This is a genomic window from Streptosporangium sp. NPDC000563, assembly GCF_040299985.1.
Classification (GTDB): domain Bacteria; phylum Actinomycetota; class Actinomycetes; order Streptosporangiales; family Streptosporangiaceae; genus Streptosporangium.
Genome location: NZ_JBEPDA010000008.1, coordinates 90,772 through 104,439 on the forward strand (window position 1 = coordinate 90,772; position 13,668 = coordinate 104,439).

Below are 13,668 nucleotides of genomic sequence, written 5' to 3' on the forward strand. Positions count from 1 at the left end.
CCCGATGTTGAGTGTTCGTTCCGTCATCACCGGATGTGTTGCGTTAATCAGCGGGGAACTGAGGCTGAACTCTCCTTGGCGGCGGGTGCGCCCTCGGCCGGTGCGGTGGTAGCGGCGGGGGGAGGGGAGGGGCGGCGGTAGAGCCATACGAGCCGGGGTTCGAGCATCCACTTGAAGAGCTTGCGGGTCTCGGGCAGGCACAGCACGATGGCGAGGGCGAGCGAGCTCGACGCGATCGCCGCCACGCCCAGCGGGCCGTACAGCCAGGGGAAGCTCAGCCAGCCCTGGTCCTTGGCGATGACCACCACGACGCCGTGGAGCAGGTAGGCGTACAGGGTGCGGGTGCCGAGGTCGGAGAACCAGGTCTCGCCCCGGGGGATCAGCGCGAGCAGCGCCACCGTCATGGCGAGTGCCGCGATCAGCAGGGCGCCTCGCACGCCGAGGCCCAGCCACCAGGACATGTCCATCGCCTTGAAGCTGTAGCGGAAGTAGATCGGCGCGCGCGGGACGTGGGGCGCGATGAGGATCGCCACCCCGGCGGCGCCGATGAGGACGACCGCTGAGGTGATCTTGACCCAGAGGGGCTTGAGCAGGTCGAAGTGCTCCGGCTTGAGCAGCAGGCCGAGCACGTAGAACGGCAGCAGGCCGAAGAAGCGGTCGATGCTGAAGTCGCCGGAGATCTCCGAGAAGCCCGCGACCAGGTAGATGACGACCGCGACCAGCAGGGGCTGTCGCATCCGCGTCCAGATGGGCGTGGAGATCCGCCAGAGGACAAGGGCGACCAAGTACCAGTTGAGCCAGGCCGGATCAATGATCGTCAGCGTCCACTTCTGGCCGAGCCCGTAGCGGAGCAGCGCGTAACCGATCTCCACGACGATGTACGGGATCAACAGGGTGTCGACCAGCTTGTTGATCTTCGCGTTGGAGTTCCAGAAGTTGCGTCCCAGATAACCGCTGATCAGCACGAACGCCGGCATGTGGAACGTGTAGATGAACAGGTACGCGGCCTCCGACGAGTGCGCCTTCAGGGTGGGGACGAGCGAGTGGCCCATCACCACCAGGGCGATCAGGACGAACTTCACGTTGTCGAGGTACGGCTCGCGCTTCTTCTTGACCGGAGGGGCCGGGGGCTCCTCCTCGGCGACCGTCTCGCGCTCACGCTCCGCCCGCAGCTCCTGCTCGGCCCGCGGTCCCTGGTTCCAGAACGAGGGACCGCCGTCCCTCGTGGTGTTCTCCCAGTACGAGGGGCCGCCGTCCCTGGCGGTGTTCTCCCAGTACGAGAAGGGGCGTTCACCGGACGCTCGCGGCTCCTGCCGGGGTCTCGGGGCCTCCGCGTCCGGGAACCGCACGGGAGCCTGGGGCTCCCCGGGGAGCCTGGGACGTCCGGGAAGCCCGGAGAGCTCAGCTTCCTCGGGGAACCGGGGCCGCCCCGGATCGGGCGTCCAGCCGGGATCCTGAGGGTGCGCGGCTCCTGGCGGTGGGGAGGCCGGCGCGGGGACGCGCGGTGTCATGGGCGGCGGGGCCCAGTGGGGCCGGGGGGACGGCGCACGGGGGGCGCCCTGCGGAGGGGTGGGCCCCTCAGCCCACGACGGCGTCTCCTGTGCCCACGGTGACTCCCGCGTCCACGACGGGCCGTCCTGTGCCCAGCCGGGCTCCTCGCGGTCCCACGAGGGGTCCTGGACGACCGGCTCGGGCGCGAGGGGCTTCGACAGGTCGAGCGGGTCGTGGGAGCCGTGGGCCCCGCCGAACGAGGGGCCGCCGGGACGCTCGCCGAAGTAGGACTCGCCGAACGGGGATCCGCCGGGCCGGGGTTCACCGAAGGGGGACCCGCCGGGACGAGGCTCGCCGGGGTGGGTCTCGCCGAAGTGGGGTCCGCCGGGGTGGGATTCGCCGGTGGAGGTTCCGCCGGCACGGGTCCCGCCGGGGTGGGGCTCGCGATACGCCGGGTAGCCCCCCCACTCGGTGACCTCGCCGGGGCTCTCCTCGCGGCCGTCCCCGGTGTCGCGCCGGGACGCCCCGCCGGAGGTGACCGGTCCCGGTGGCTCCGGCCACGAGGGCTGGGATCCACCGGACGCCTGCGCCTGGCCGGGCGTGGGCCACGGAGCGGACCTCCTGCCCTGCCCGCCGTTGGCCCCACCGGAGCCGGGGTCGGAACCGCCGTCGTCCTGGGGGGCAGGCACCTGGAAGGGTCGGATGTCGCTCACGAGGGGGAGGCTCAGCTATCTGTCGGAGACCGGGGGAAGTGTCGGGCAGATCGGCGGGGCGCCCAGGGGAAGGGTCGGGGACGCGGGCAGGTGTTCGCCTCGCCGCCTTGACCAACCCTAAACCGACTGTGCGCCCTCTGTCGCACGCATGCACTTTGATTCGGACGGTTCTCGGGTAATCGTGACTGTCCACGGGGTCACGGGCCCGGCCGCGCCCTCGGGGCGGCCGGGGGTGAGGGGAGGCGTCTCAGCTGCAGGGGTTGGTCTTGCTGTCGACGACCTTGTCCGTGAGGGCGTCGGGGATCTTCGGGAGGGCGCGGACGCCCGGCCAGTCGGCGCCGATGACGAGCTGGATGACCGGCCCGGTCGGAGCCTTGCCCTCCGGGGTGGGCGGGGGCGCCACGGCCGGGACGTACTTCTCGGTGGTGACCGGCTTGACCTTGCCCGCGACCGGGGTCCGCTTGTCGCCGGAGAGCCTGGCGGCCACCGCGTCGCCGTACGAGGCGCCGTCGGCGGCGTCCTTCTTGGCGTAGCGCACCGTGGTGGTGGGCACGTTGGCGGTCGCCGGGCGGGCGTTGCCGACATGGGTGACCACGAACCCCTGGTCGGCCAGCTCTGCGGCGACCTCCCTCGCCCTGTTCGGCGTGTCCGTGCCGTTGAAGACCTGGAGCCTGACCTGCTCGCGCTTGACGGCCGGCTTGGCCTTGGGGTCGGGGGGCGGGGTGACCTCGGTGTCGTTCTTGATCGCGGCGAACAGCTGGTTCGCGTACGGCTGCACCCAGGCGACCCGGTTCGGGTCGTCGGGGTGGGGGCCCCACGGGACGGTGATCAGCTTGACGCCGCTCGCGGTCAGCTTCTGGGCGCTCTGCCCGATCTGGAGCAGGGTGTTGGTGTCCCTGGCCAGTTCCTCGTCCATCCGGACGGACTTGGCGGCGGTGGTGATGAAGTTCAGCATCTTGGCGGGGTCGCTCAGCAGCTCGCTGCTGGTCGCCTTCTTCACCACCTGGCTGAGGAAGACCTGCTGACGCTTGATGCGGCCGATGTCGCTGCCGTCGCCGTAGTTGCGCAGCCGGACGTAGCCCAGCGCCTTCTCGCCCGCGAGGAGGTGCCAGCCCGCGGGGAGGGTGAGCTTGGACTTCTTGTCGTCGACCGGCTTGGTCAGGCAGATCCTGACGCCGCCGAGAGCGTTCACGATGTTCTTGAAGCCGGTGAAGTCGACCTCGACGAAGTGGTCGATGCGGATGTCGGTGAGCGACTCGATCGTGGTGATCGTGCAGGTGATGCCGCCCTCGTTGTAGGCGGCGTTGATCATTTCGGTGCGGGCCGCGACCGGCGCGCCGGTCTCCGACTTGCAGGGGGGCATCTCGACGACCGAGTCACGGGGGAAGCTGATGAAGGTCGCCTTGTCCCGGTCGGGGGCGATGTGCATGAGGATGATCGTGTCGGTGCGCTTGCCCGCGTCGGCCATCTTCTGGCCGTACTTCAGGTTGTCGCCCTCGCGGGTGTCGGAGCCCACGATCAGCACGTTGAGGGCGCCCTTCACGGCAGCCGGCCGGTTCTGGCCGAGTTTGCCGCTGAGGTCGACGGTCTGGAACTCGCCGAGGGTGTCGCGGTAGACCTTGTAGCCGCCGAGGGTGCTGAGCACCAGTACTCCGGTCGCCGCGATGCCGGCCCAGGCGCCGATGCTGAGCCGCCGCTGCTTGCGGCCCCGGCCCCTCGGTGCTTTCTCCTGCGGAGGCGGCGGGAGGTCTCCCGGCGGACCCTGGGGCGGGGCGTCCCCTCTTGAGCGCCGCGGTCCGCGGTGGCCGGGGGAGGTCGGTTCGCTCCGGCGGTCTCTGACGGCCGCCTGCCGGTGGTCGCTCATGCGATCCTTCCGCTCGGCGGCGTCGTCCGGTGCTCATGCTCGGTCATCGAGCCCAAAGGGTAGATCACGAGATACGCGCCAGGAGACATGATGATGCGAACTTGGCCAAGACCGCCCCCTGACAACCGCCATGTTTGGATCCGGCGGCCAGCATACTCAAATACGGACATTAGTAGGAATGTTACTGAAATTAGGTTTACGTACGGCAAGTGCCGCTGCCAGGCAGGCGGCGGGCACGGCCGGCAGGACGTACCGGTAGTCGAACTCCGCCACCGCCGGCGGCAGCACCAGCAGCACCACCGCCACCGACCAGGGCAGCGCCCACGCCGTGGACTCCGGGCGGAAGCGCCGGACACACGCCGCCGCGGGCGGCAGCAGGAGAATCACCAGGACAGCCGCGCCAGGCAGTCCTGCGACTCCCTGATAGGTACGGATCCAGCCCGCGTACGGTTCGACGATCCGGGTGGAGATCGGTCCCCGCTCGTAGCGCTTCGCGGCCTCGGCGCCCACCGTCGCCGGATAGCGCCCCGGCGGCGCGGGCGGTGTCGCGGGGAACCGGTAGTAGTCGTAGATCTCCTGATCCGGGTAGACCGGGCGGCCCACGGTGAACGAGCGGGCCAGTTCCGAGGCGACCGAACCGAGATAGTCCAGCGGCTGGCTCATGATCGCCAGTGACGCGAACCGCCCGGCCAGCGTGTCGTTCGTCCGGGTGAAGGTGATGCCGGGCAGTTTGACCAGCGGGGAGTCCTGCGCCCAGACGTACTCCTGTGCGGGAGGCCGCAGGTGCGGCGGGCGGGGATCGCAGAGCACCGCCAGGTCGGGCGGCGGGCGCATCACGTCGCAGTCGGCGAAGGTCATCGTCTTGCCGTACAGGAAGACGCCGTTCGCGCCCACGATGCCGAACCGCTGGTACGTCGCGTAGAACCAGGCCCCGTACCCCACGATCGGCACCGTCGCGGCGGCGATCATCACGCCGGCCGCGAGCACCCGCCCCCGCTCCCTGAAGATCAGCCAGGCGGCGAAGAGCGCCACCAGCGGCAGCCCGACGGTCCTCGTCAGCGTCGCCGCCGCGAGCAGCAGTCCGATCCCGCACGCCGTACGCCATCCGACGGAGTCGCGCACGGCGAGGCAGGCCGCCGACACGACCAGGACCGCGAACAGGGTGTCGGAGACCAGCAGGTGCTCCAGCTGGATCTGGTAGGCGTCCAGGAGGGAGGGGACCGCCGCGAGCGTCGCGGCCCAGCCCGGCGCCCGCAGCCGCCGCGCGGTGAGATAGACCAGCACGCCGACGAGCAGCCCCAGCAGGTGCTGGGCCGCCACGACGACGGCGAACTCGTGGAACGGTTCGAGCAGTCGCATGAACATCGGGTATCCGGCGGGACGGACCAGGTCGGGCCGGGGTTTCAGCGCGGTGACGACGTACGTGTAGGAGTCGGGGAACCAGAGCGCGGGCCGGTAGCCGAGCATGGTGATCACCCGCAGCGCGATCCCCGCGCCGAGCACGGCCAGGAACCAGCGATGGTCGGTGAGCCGGCGGCGACCGGGGAGCCCGCGGCGCTCAGGAAACCCGCGACCGCCCGCGCCCCCGCGACCACCCCGCACCCACCCGATCACTCGTCCCCCTCCTCGCACGCTGCGCGTACGCTACCGGCTCTCCCCCGGCTCCGTGCTCGCACCGGCCCTCGTGTCCGCGCATCCGGTGCCCGCCCGGCCCCGGTCGGGCCTCGCCGGAAACCCGGTGCCCGCCCGGACGCGTGTCCGGCCGGGCCCGGCGTGCCCGGTGCGGGCGGGAAGTGGCACTACGCTCGGTTCGAATCATGACCATCGGCTGGCTGGACCGTACGCGCAGGCCCTCGGCGGGCAGGGTGCTCGCCGTGGTCTCCGTCGTGCCCGTGCTCGTCCTGGCGGGCTGGCTGCTGGCAGGGCTGCCGCTGCTGCTGCTCGGCTGGTTCCGGCCGCTCGTCGCGGTCCCGCTGGGGCTGGTGGCCATCGCGCTGCTGTGCCGGTACGGCCTGCGCCGCCTGCCGGAGATCGTCGAGGCGACCGCCTGGCAGGTGACCGGGGTGGTCGCCGTCGCCCTCGCCTCCGGGATCTTCAACGGCCTGCTCCACGGCGAGCAGCTGATCGTCCGTCGCGACCCCGCCACCTACGCGCAGTACGGCATCTGGCTGGCCAGGCACGGCTCGCTGCCGATCCCCTTCCAGGACTGGGCCTTCGGCGGCACCGACCCGGCGCTCCACTTCGACAGCGTGGGCTTCTACGTCTCCGGCGGCGCGGTCGTACCGCAGTTCATGCCGGGCGCGCCGATGCTGCACGTGGTGGGCGCCTGGCTGGGGGACATCGCGGGGTTGCTGCTGGTACCGCCGGTGCTGGGAGCGGCGGCCGTGCTCGTCCTCGCGGGGGTCGTCGCCCGGCTCGCCGGGGCTCGCTGGGCACCTCTCGCCGCGCTGGTCTTCGCCGTCTGCCTGCCGATCCTCTACACCTCGCGGACGACCTTCAGCGAGATCCCGTCCCTCGTCCTGCTCTTCGGCGGTCTCGCGCTGCTGTACGACGCCGAGGCGAGGCTCCGCTCCCACACCGTCGGCGCCGGCGCCCCGCCGCACATGCCCCCCACCCCCGCCCTCAGCCCCACCCCCACCCCCGTCTCCGCCTCCGCCTCCGACCCCGTCTCCGCCTCCGACCCCGCCCCCGTCTCCGACCCCGCCTCCGACCCCGCCTCCGACCCCGTCTCCGCCCTCGACCTCGGCCTCGGCCTCGCCTCCGGCCTCAACCCCGGCCCCGGCCCCGACCCCGGCGAGGGCATGGCGCGAACGGGCGCCGCCCTGGCGGGGCTGGTGTTCGGGCTGGCCATCCTGATCAGGATCGACGGGCTGCGCGACGTGCTCCCGGTGCTCGTCTACGCCGGGCTGCTCATCGCCCTGAGCCGGGCGGGGAACCGCGACGGGGGACGGCTGGGCATGCCGCTGCTCGGCGGGCTCGCGGTGGGGACCGGGCTGGGTCTGGCCGCCGCCTACCTGCTGTCCAGGCCGTACCTGAAATACCTGTCGGACTCGCTGATCCCGTTGCTCGCCGTCTGCGGCGCGGTCGTGGTCCTCACCGTGGTGGCGGCGGTGCTCGCCCCGTGGCTCGCGGCGCCGTTGCGGCGGATGGCCGGGATCGGGAGGCTGCCCGAGATCGCCGCCGGACTGGTGGTGCTGGTCGCGGCGGCCTTCGCCGCCCGGCCGTGGCTGGAGACCGTGATCCGGCCCCCCGTCACCTCGGGCGACCGGATGACCGCGCAGTTCATCGAGGGGGTCCAGCGGGTCGAGCGCCTGCCGCTCGACGGTTCCCGGCTCTACTACGAGAACTCGGCGCACTGGGTGATCTGGTACGTCGGACTCCCCGTGGCGATCATGGCCACCCTCGCCGCGGCGGTGCTCGCGCGCAGGCTCGTCAGGGGGACGGCGCCCGGCTGGCTGCTGCCGCTCGCCGTGATCGGCTGGACCACGGTCACCACGCTCTACCGGCCGGGCATCACCCCCGACCACCCGTGGGCCGCCCGGCGGCTCGTCCCCGTCGTCATCCCCGGCCTGATCCTGCTCGCCGTCTGGGGCCTGGGCTGGACGCGTGACAGGGTGCGGAGGTCGGGGTACGGCCAGGGCGTGCGCAGGGGCCTCGTCGCGGTCGGCGCGGTCCTCTTCCTCGTCCCGCCGGTGATCACCTCGGGGGGGACGGCGTTCAGCCCGGTCGACCGCGACGAGCTCGCCGCGGTCGAGGCCATGTGTGCGGCCCTCCCGCCCCGAGCCTCGGTGCTCGTCGTCGAGCGCGTCACCGCCGCCCGCTTCACCCAGGTCGTCCGGGGCGTCTGCGGCCTTCCCGCAGCCAGGCTCACCATCTATCGCTCCGACCTTCCCAAGGCCGCCGACGTCGCCCGCCTGGCCGCCCGGGTCCGCTCCGTCGGCCGTACCCCGGTCCTGCTCGCCGCCGAGTCCCGCCAGCTCTCCCAATACGGCGCCCCCGTCCACATCATGAACCTCCGCACCCGCCAGGACGACCGTTCCCTCGTCACCCCGCCCAACGGCACCTGGTCCCTCGCCGCCGACGTCTGGATGGCCGTCCCGTGGGTGGACCCGAGAACCTGATCCGTCATCGAGACGATCAAGCGCGAGCAGTGCGCCGCTGCCGGAGCGGGGGAGACGACAGGACGGCTGTCACCCCACTCCGATCAGCAGGTGGCGAGCACGTCGATGGCGCGCACGGAGTCGGCCTTGAGGCTGATGGCCGTCGTCGCCGCTTTCACCGGGGCGCGGTCGCGCTGGTGCTCCACCAATGCGGCCATCTCCAGCCCGTGGTCGATGGCCACCGCCGCGGTGAACGATCGTGACCTGAGGATCCTGGTGAACAGTTTCTGGAGCTCGGCGGCTCCTCGTGTCCTCAGTATCTCCCGGCGCTCACTTCGGCTGATCTCGGCATAGGCCCAGAGGTTCGAGTCGCTTCCATGCCCGTCCAGGCACTCGAAGAGGTAGTACTTCCGGTGCTGCTGGATGATTCCGGCGAGTGGAACGTCGTAGTGGTTCACGACTTTGTCGAGCTTCGCCGTGTCTGCCGGCAGCCATGGTTCAGCGCCGATTCGCAGATGGATCTGCTCACTCATCGCCGCTCTCCTTCCATATCGGCTCGCCGAAACATTCGTTGAAGCGGGCACTGTCATCATCAGTCCATTCCCGCTTCGCGTCCAGATTTTCGACAGAGACGTGAACCTGATTCCACTGGTTTGGAGTGTATTCGACGCGAAATTTGGCCTCACGGAGGCGTCCCGCTGTGGTGTGTCGAACCCCCTCACCTTTGCGGGCGACAGCTCGGCGGTTGGGGAAGTTGGCGACGGCCTCGTCCACCGGAAGCCGGCCCCGCATGAGTGAGACCGCGTTCTTGATGTGCGGTTTGACAGGGCGGTCCTTGAACGGCTTGCCTTTGACCGGCCTTTCCCGATCTCCGTATTCGGTGAGGACTTCGTCATCGGCGATCTTCTTGCGTCGCCCGAACCATCGCATGGTCGTGGATGGTAGAGCTTGATCGCATTAAACGTAATCGGGTCGATACTTTAAGTGATTAACGGTTGAGTTGTGGTGGAATCATCCTGTTGCTGCACGGTCGAAGCCATGGCCTGGAGTCGTCATCACTCTTACCGGTCGATGCTCTCCGGTTGACCAAGGGTCCCGCGCTCCCGCCCGCGTAGTCCGTACCGCGCTGCCGGCCGGGCCCACCGGCGGCGACCGTGCACGGGCGGGGGCGGTATGCGACCTCCGGGGCATCGGTTCCTCCTGCGGGGAGCCTCTCCGGCGATCCCGGCAGGGCTGTCCCGAGGGGGTGTCCCGGAAAGGCGATGTGCGCTCGGGGCCTGTCCGGGCAGAGTATCCTCGCCCGTCGAGAGCATGCCCGAGAGCCCGAGAGTGGATCAGCCGTGGACGCAACGCCGTACGTGACCATCGTCCTGCCGTGTTACAACGAGCAGGACCACGTCATCGCCGAGGTCGAGCGCATCTGCGAGGCGATGGACCACAGCGGATACACCTACGAACTCGTCGCCGTCGACGACTTCTCCACCGACGAGACCCTGGCGAGGCTGAAGGAGGCCGCGCCCAGGTTCCCGAACATGCGGATCAGGGCCTTCCACCGCAACGGCGGCTCCGGCACGGTGCGCAGGATCGGCACGCAGGAGGCGCGCGGCGAGATCGTCGTGTGGACCGACGCCGACATGACGTACCCGAACGAGCGGATCCCCGAGCTCGTCCAGATCCTGGAGAAGGACCCGACGATCGACCAGGTCGTGGGCGCGCGGACCAGCGAGGAGGGCTCGCACAAGTTTCTGCGGGTCCCGGCCAAGTGGTTCATCCGCAAGGTGGCCGAGCGGCTGGCCGGGCAGAAGATCCCCGACCTCAACAGCGGGCTGCGGGCGTTCCGCAAGTCGGTCGCCAAGCCCTATCTGCGGCTGCTGCCCCCCGGCTTCTCCTGCGTCACGACGATCACGCTGTCGTTCCTGTCGAACCAGCACGACGTCTACTACCTGCCGATCGGCTACAGCAAGCGGGCCGGCAAGTCCAAGTTCAGCTTCGTCTCCGACGCCTACCGCTACATCCTGCAGGTGCTGCGGATGGTGATGTACTTCAACCCGCTCAAGGTCCTCATGCCGCCCGCACTCTGGCTGGTCGGCATCGGCCTGGTCAAGGGCGTCGTCGACATCGTCCGCTACGGGTTCTACCTGACCAGCAACACCATCGTGATCTTCCTGTCCGGCCTGCTCATCGGCTCGCTGGCGCTGCTGGCCGACCTCATCGTGCGCTCCAGGAGCGAGTAGATGCGGATCGCCGTCATCGGGCCGACGTACCCCTACAAGGGCGGCGGGGCCGCGCACACCACCGAGCTGGCACACCGGCTGCGGGCCGCGGGGCACGACGTGGTGATCGAGTCGTGGCGGGCGCAGTACCCCTCCTTCCTGTATCCGGGGCGGCAGACCGTCGAGGTGCCCGACGGCGAGCCGTTCCCGAACGTCCTGCGCGACCTCGACTGGCGCCGTCCGGACGGCTGGGTCCGCGCCGGGCGGCGGCTCAGGAGCGCCGACCTCGTCGTCCTCGTCGTCCTCAGCCCGGTGCAGGTCCCGCCCTACCTGGGCATCCTGTACGGCCTGGACCGCAGGACCCGGGTCGTGGCGCTCTGCCACAACGTCCTGCCGCACGAACGCAAGCCGTACGACACGCCGCTGATGAAGGCGCTGCTGCGCCGGGTGGACACGGTGCTCGTCCACTCGGAGGGGCAGGCGGGCAAGGCCCGCGAGCTGGCGGCCACGCCGGTGCGGGTGGCCGAGATGGCGCCGCACCTCCCGTCGGGGGCCGACAGGCACGGCGGGCACAGCGGACACAGCGGACACAGGCCGGCCGAGGGCGTGCACGACAGGCTGCTGTTCTTCGGGCTCGTCAGGCCGTACAAGGGGCTTGACCTGCTGATCCGCGCGCTGCCCGACGGGGTGTCGCTGCGGGTCGCCGGGGAGTTCTGGGGCGGCCTTGAGGAGACGACCCGGGCGCTCGCCGCCGAGCTGGGGCTGGACGGGCGGGTGGAGCTGCGGCCGGGATACGTGGCCTCGGCCGACCTGCCGGGGCTGTTCGCGGACGTGGACGCGCTCGTCCTGCCCTACCGGAGCGGGACGGCGAGCCAGCAGGTGTGGCTCGGCCACGAGCACGGGGTGCCGGTCATCGCCAGCAGGGTGGGCACGCTCGGCGACCACGTCACCGACGGGGTGGACGGGCTGCTGGTCGAACCGGGCTCGGTGGAGGGCCTGCGTGCCGCGCTGACCGCGTTCTACCGGCCTGGTGAGCCCGAGCGGCTCCGCGCGGGGGTCAAGGCCGTCGACCCCGAGCCTTACTGGGCCTCCTACGTCGAGGCGCTGGTCTCGGACGCCGTTCCGGACGCGGTCTCGGAGGCGGCCCCGACTCCCGGCACGGAGGCCGGTCCTGACCCGAGCCCGGACGCGGTCCCGGTCCCCGAGCCGGATCCGGCTCCCGGCCCTGACCCGGTCTCGGCCCCGGCTGACGGCCCGAATCCGGAGCCCGGTCCGGTCTCGGAGGCGGGCCCGGGTTCCTCGCGCTGACCCCCGGGACGGGAGAGACGTCCCCACAGGAAGCCGATCCCGGCCCAGCTCAGGTCGGCGAGGGTGAACATCACCCTCGACACCACCGCGGCCACCAGCGCCCTGGGGGAGTCGAGCACCGGTGCCAGGGCGAGCACCAGCGCCCCCTCGCGGACGCCGATCCCGGCGGGGACGATCACCGTGACGATGCCCGTCGCCCAGGCGAGCGCGTAGGCGCCGACCGCCACCGGATAGAGGGAGTCGCCCCGGGCGCCCAGGTCGGCCATGGGGAGCAGCAGGTGGGCGCCGTACACCACCCAGCCGGTGACCGTGAGGGCGACCGCGAGGAGCACCGCCCCGCCGCTGAGCAGCCGGCCCTGGCCGAGGGGCTCCTGGCGGGCGATCCGCAGGGCCAGGTTGAGCCCGAACGTGAGCACGGCCGGGTGCAGGCAGACGGCGATCACCGGGATCAGCGCCAGCAGGTACCACGCCTGGGTCATGGTCTCGCGCAGGGTGACCGCCGCGACGAGGAGCGCGCAGCCCAGGGAGATCAGCAGGGCGAGGGAGACGGAGCCGAACATGCGCCGGGGCGGGACGTCGTGGTCGCGGCCGAGCTCCATCATCGCGGCGTACGCCCAGACGCTGCCCGGCACGTACTTGCCGAGCTGGCCGACGAAGAACACCCTCGCGGTGCTTCCGAGGGGGAGCGGCGAGCCCATCCCGGCCAGCACCGTCCGCCAGGCCAGCACCATGAAGCCGATCCCGGCCATCACCGAGAGGTAGGAGCCGCCGAGGGACCACCACGACAGCTGGGAGATCGCGGCCGTCGTCTCCTCGCGGTTCCTGACCAGGCCGTACCCGAGGAAGCCCACCGCGACCAGCGCGAGCAGCACCCGGAGGAGGCGGCTTGACCGCAGTCGGCTGAGCATCCGCCAAGGGTACGACGGCCTGCTTACCCGACGGTAGGGTCGCGGGTCACCGGTACTCTTGGGCGGCGTCGTGCGAAGTCGCGGAGTCGCGTGGAGGGGAAGAAGAGGAGCGGTGAGCGAGTGATGAGCGCCGAGCGGGTCGCCCAGCTTGAGTACTCCGAGTTCCAGGCGGCGATGCTGGACGAGGAGAAGCGCCGCAGGAAGGCCGCGAAGATCGTCGCTGTGCTCGGGCACTTCCTCGGCAGGGACACCGACGTCCTCGCCGGTCTGACGGTCGCCGACATCGGCTGTTCGGCGGGCTTCATCGCCGACGAGCTGGCCTCGGCGGGCGCGAGCCACACGTTCGGCGTCGACATCGACGTGCCGGGCCTGCGCAGGGCGTCCCAGAGGTTCGGCGAGCGGGTCGAGTTCGTGTGCGCGGACGGCACCGCGCTGCCCTTCCCCGACGGCTCGATCGACGTGCTGGTCTTCAACCACATCTACGAGCACGTGGTCGACCCTGACGCGATCATGGCCGAGATGCGCCGGGTGCTCTCCGAGGACGGCGTCCTCTACCTGGGGCTGGGCAACCGGCTCGGGGTGATGGAGCCGCACTACAAGCTGCCGTTCCTGTCCTATCTGCCGCCCGCGCTCGCCGACCGCTACGTGCGGCTCTTCGGCCGGGCCGACAGCTACTACGAGCGCTACCGCACCAGAAGGGGCCTGCGGAAGATGGTGCGCGGCCTGCGGGTGTGGGACTACACCTTCCCCGTGCTCGTCACCCCGGCCGCGTTCGCCGGGAACGAGCTCTTCCCCGGCGTGGTGGGACGGGTCGCGGGCGGGGTGCTGTCGCGGCTGCCCCGCCCGGTGCTGCGGGCGCTGCTGCCGGTGGTGCCCACCTACCTGTGGGTGGCGACCAGGGGCGGCCGCCGCCCGGCCGGGGCCTCCCTGCGCCGGCCGCCCGAGCCGGTACGCCCCCTGTGAGCTCCTCGCGGGCCCGCCACATCTCCTTCCCGGGGCGTGCCGCCGCGGTGACCTCGGCGGGGCTCTGGTGACCGCGGGTGCCGGATCCGGCAGGTCCACCCTGAGGCG

General features: G+C 71.1%; 9 protein-coding genes and 1 pseudogene. 4 read left to right on the top strand and 6 right to left on the bottom strand.

Annotated elements, in window-relative coordinates:
• Nucleotides 1–47 precede the first annotated feature (47 nt).
• The 3 genes from ABT352_RS20505 to ABT352_RS20515 all read right to left on the bottom strand — a co-directional run bounded on the left by ABT352_RS20505 (nucleotide 48) and on the right by ABT352_RS20515 (nucleotide 5,682).
• Complete coding sequence (locus ABT352_RS20505) at nucleotides 48–2,204, bottom strand: acyltransferase family protein (RefSeq protein ID WP_350946457.1); 2,157 nt, start codon at nucleotides 2,202–2,204, stop codon at nucleotides 48–50.
• Between the two features lie 247 nt (nucleotides 2,205–2,451).
• Nucleotides 2,452–4,068 (bottom strand): LCP family protein, encoded by a 1,617-nt coding sequence (locus tag ABT352_RS20510; RefSeq protein WP_350946458.1) that lies wholly within the window; start codon nucleotides 4,066–4,068, stop codon nucleotides 2,452–2,454.
• A 156-nt stretch (nucleotides 4,069–4,224) separates the two neighbouring features.
• Nucleotides 4,225–5,682: a hypothetical protein gene (locus tag ABT352_RS20515; RefSeq protein WP_350946459.1), complete on the bottom strand. Its 1,458-nt coding sequence runs from the start codon at nucleotides 5,680–5,682 to the stop codon at nucleotides 4,225–4,227.
• A 203-nt stretch (nucleotides 5,683–5,885) separates the two neighbouring features.
• On the opposite strand from ABT352_RS20515, the gene ABT352_RS20520 reads away from it, so the two are divergent.
• Nucleotides 5,886–8,189, top strand: coding sequence for a hypothetical protein (locus ABT352_RS20520; protein ID WP_350946460.1), 2,304 nt, complete (start codon nucleotides 5,886–5,888; stop codon nucleotides 8,187–8,189).
• Between the two features lie 83 nt (nucleotides 8,190–8,272).
• Here the strand turns inward: ABT352_RS20520 and ABT352_RS20525 are convergent, their stop codons facing one another.
• Together ABT352_RS20525 and ABT352_RS20530 are read right to left on the bottom strand one after the other, a co-directional pair.
• Nucleotides 8,273–8,701: a hypothetical protein gene (locus tag ABT352_RS20525; RefSeq protein WP_350946461.1), complete on the bottom strand. Its 429-nt coding sequence runs from the start codon at nucleotides 8,699–8,701 to the stop codon at nucleotides 8,273–8,275.
• Nucleotides 8,694–9,098, bottom strand: coding sequence for a hypothetical protein (locus tag ABT352_RS20530; protein ID WP_350946462.1), 405 nt, complete (start codon nucleotides 9,096–9,098; stop codon nucleotides 8,694–8,696). The genes ABT352_RS20525 and ABT352_RS20530 overlap by 8 nt, the downstream gene beginning before the upstream one ends.
• Before the next feature lie 410 nt (nucleotides 9,099–9,508).
• On the opposite strand from ABT352_RS20530, the gene ABT352_RS20535 reads away from it, so the two are divergent.
• Together ABT352_RS20535 and ABT352_RS20540 are read left to right on the top strand one after the other, a co-directional pair.
• Nucleotides 9,509–10,402, top strand: coding sequence for a glycosyltransferase family 2 protein (locus ABT352_RS20535; RefSeq protein WP_350946463.1), 894 nt, complete (start codon nucleotides 9,509–9,511; stop codon nucleotides 10,400–10,402).
• A pseudogene (locus ABT352_RS20540) lies at nucleotides 10,403–11,494 on the top strand (glycosyltransferase family 4 protein); the annotation flags it as partial. It lies immediately after the preceding gene.
• On the opposite strand, the gene ABT352_RS20545 reads toward ABT352_RS20540, so the two are convergent.
• Nucleotides 11,473–12,597: a lysylphosphatidylglycerol synthase transmembrane domain-containing protein gene (locus ABT352_RS20545; RefSeq protein ID WP_350946464.1), complete on the bottom strand. Its 1,125-nt coding sequence runs from the start codon at nucleotides 12,595–12,597 to the stop codon at nucleotides 11,473–11,475. The pseudogene ABT352_RS20540 and the gene ABT352_RS20545 sit on opposite strands and share 22 nt — an antisense overlap.
• Nucleotides 12,598–12,720: 123 nt before the next feature.
• Here ABT352_RS20545 and ABT352_RS20550 point away from each other — a divergent pair, with 123 nt between their 5' ends.
• A complete protein-coding gene (locus tag ABT352_RS20550; RefSeq protein ID WP_350946465.1) occupies nucleotides 12,721–13,560 on the top strand; it encodes a class I SAM-dependent methyltransferase in 840 nt (279 codons plus the stop codon).
• Nucleotides 13,561–13,668 lie beyond the last annotated feature (108 nt).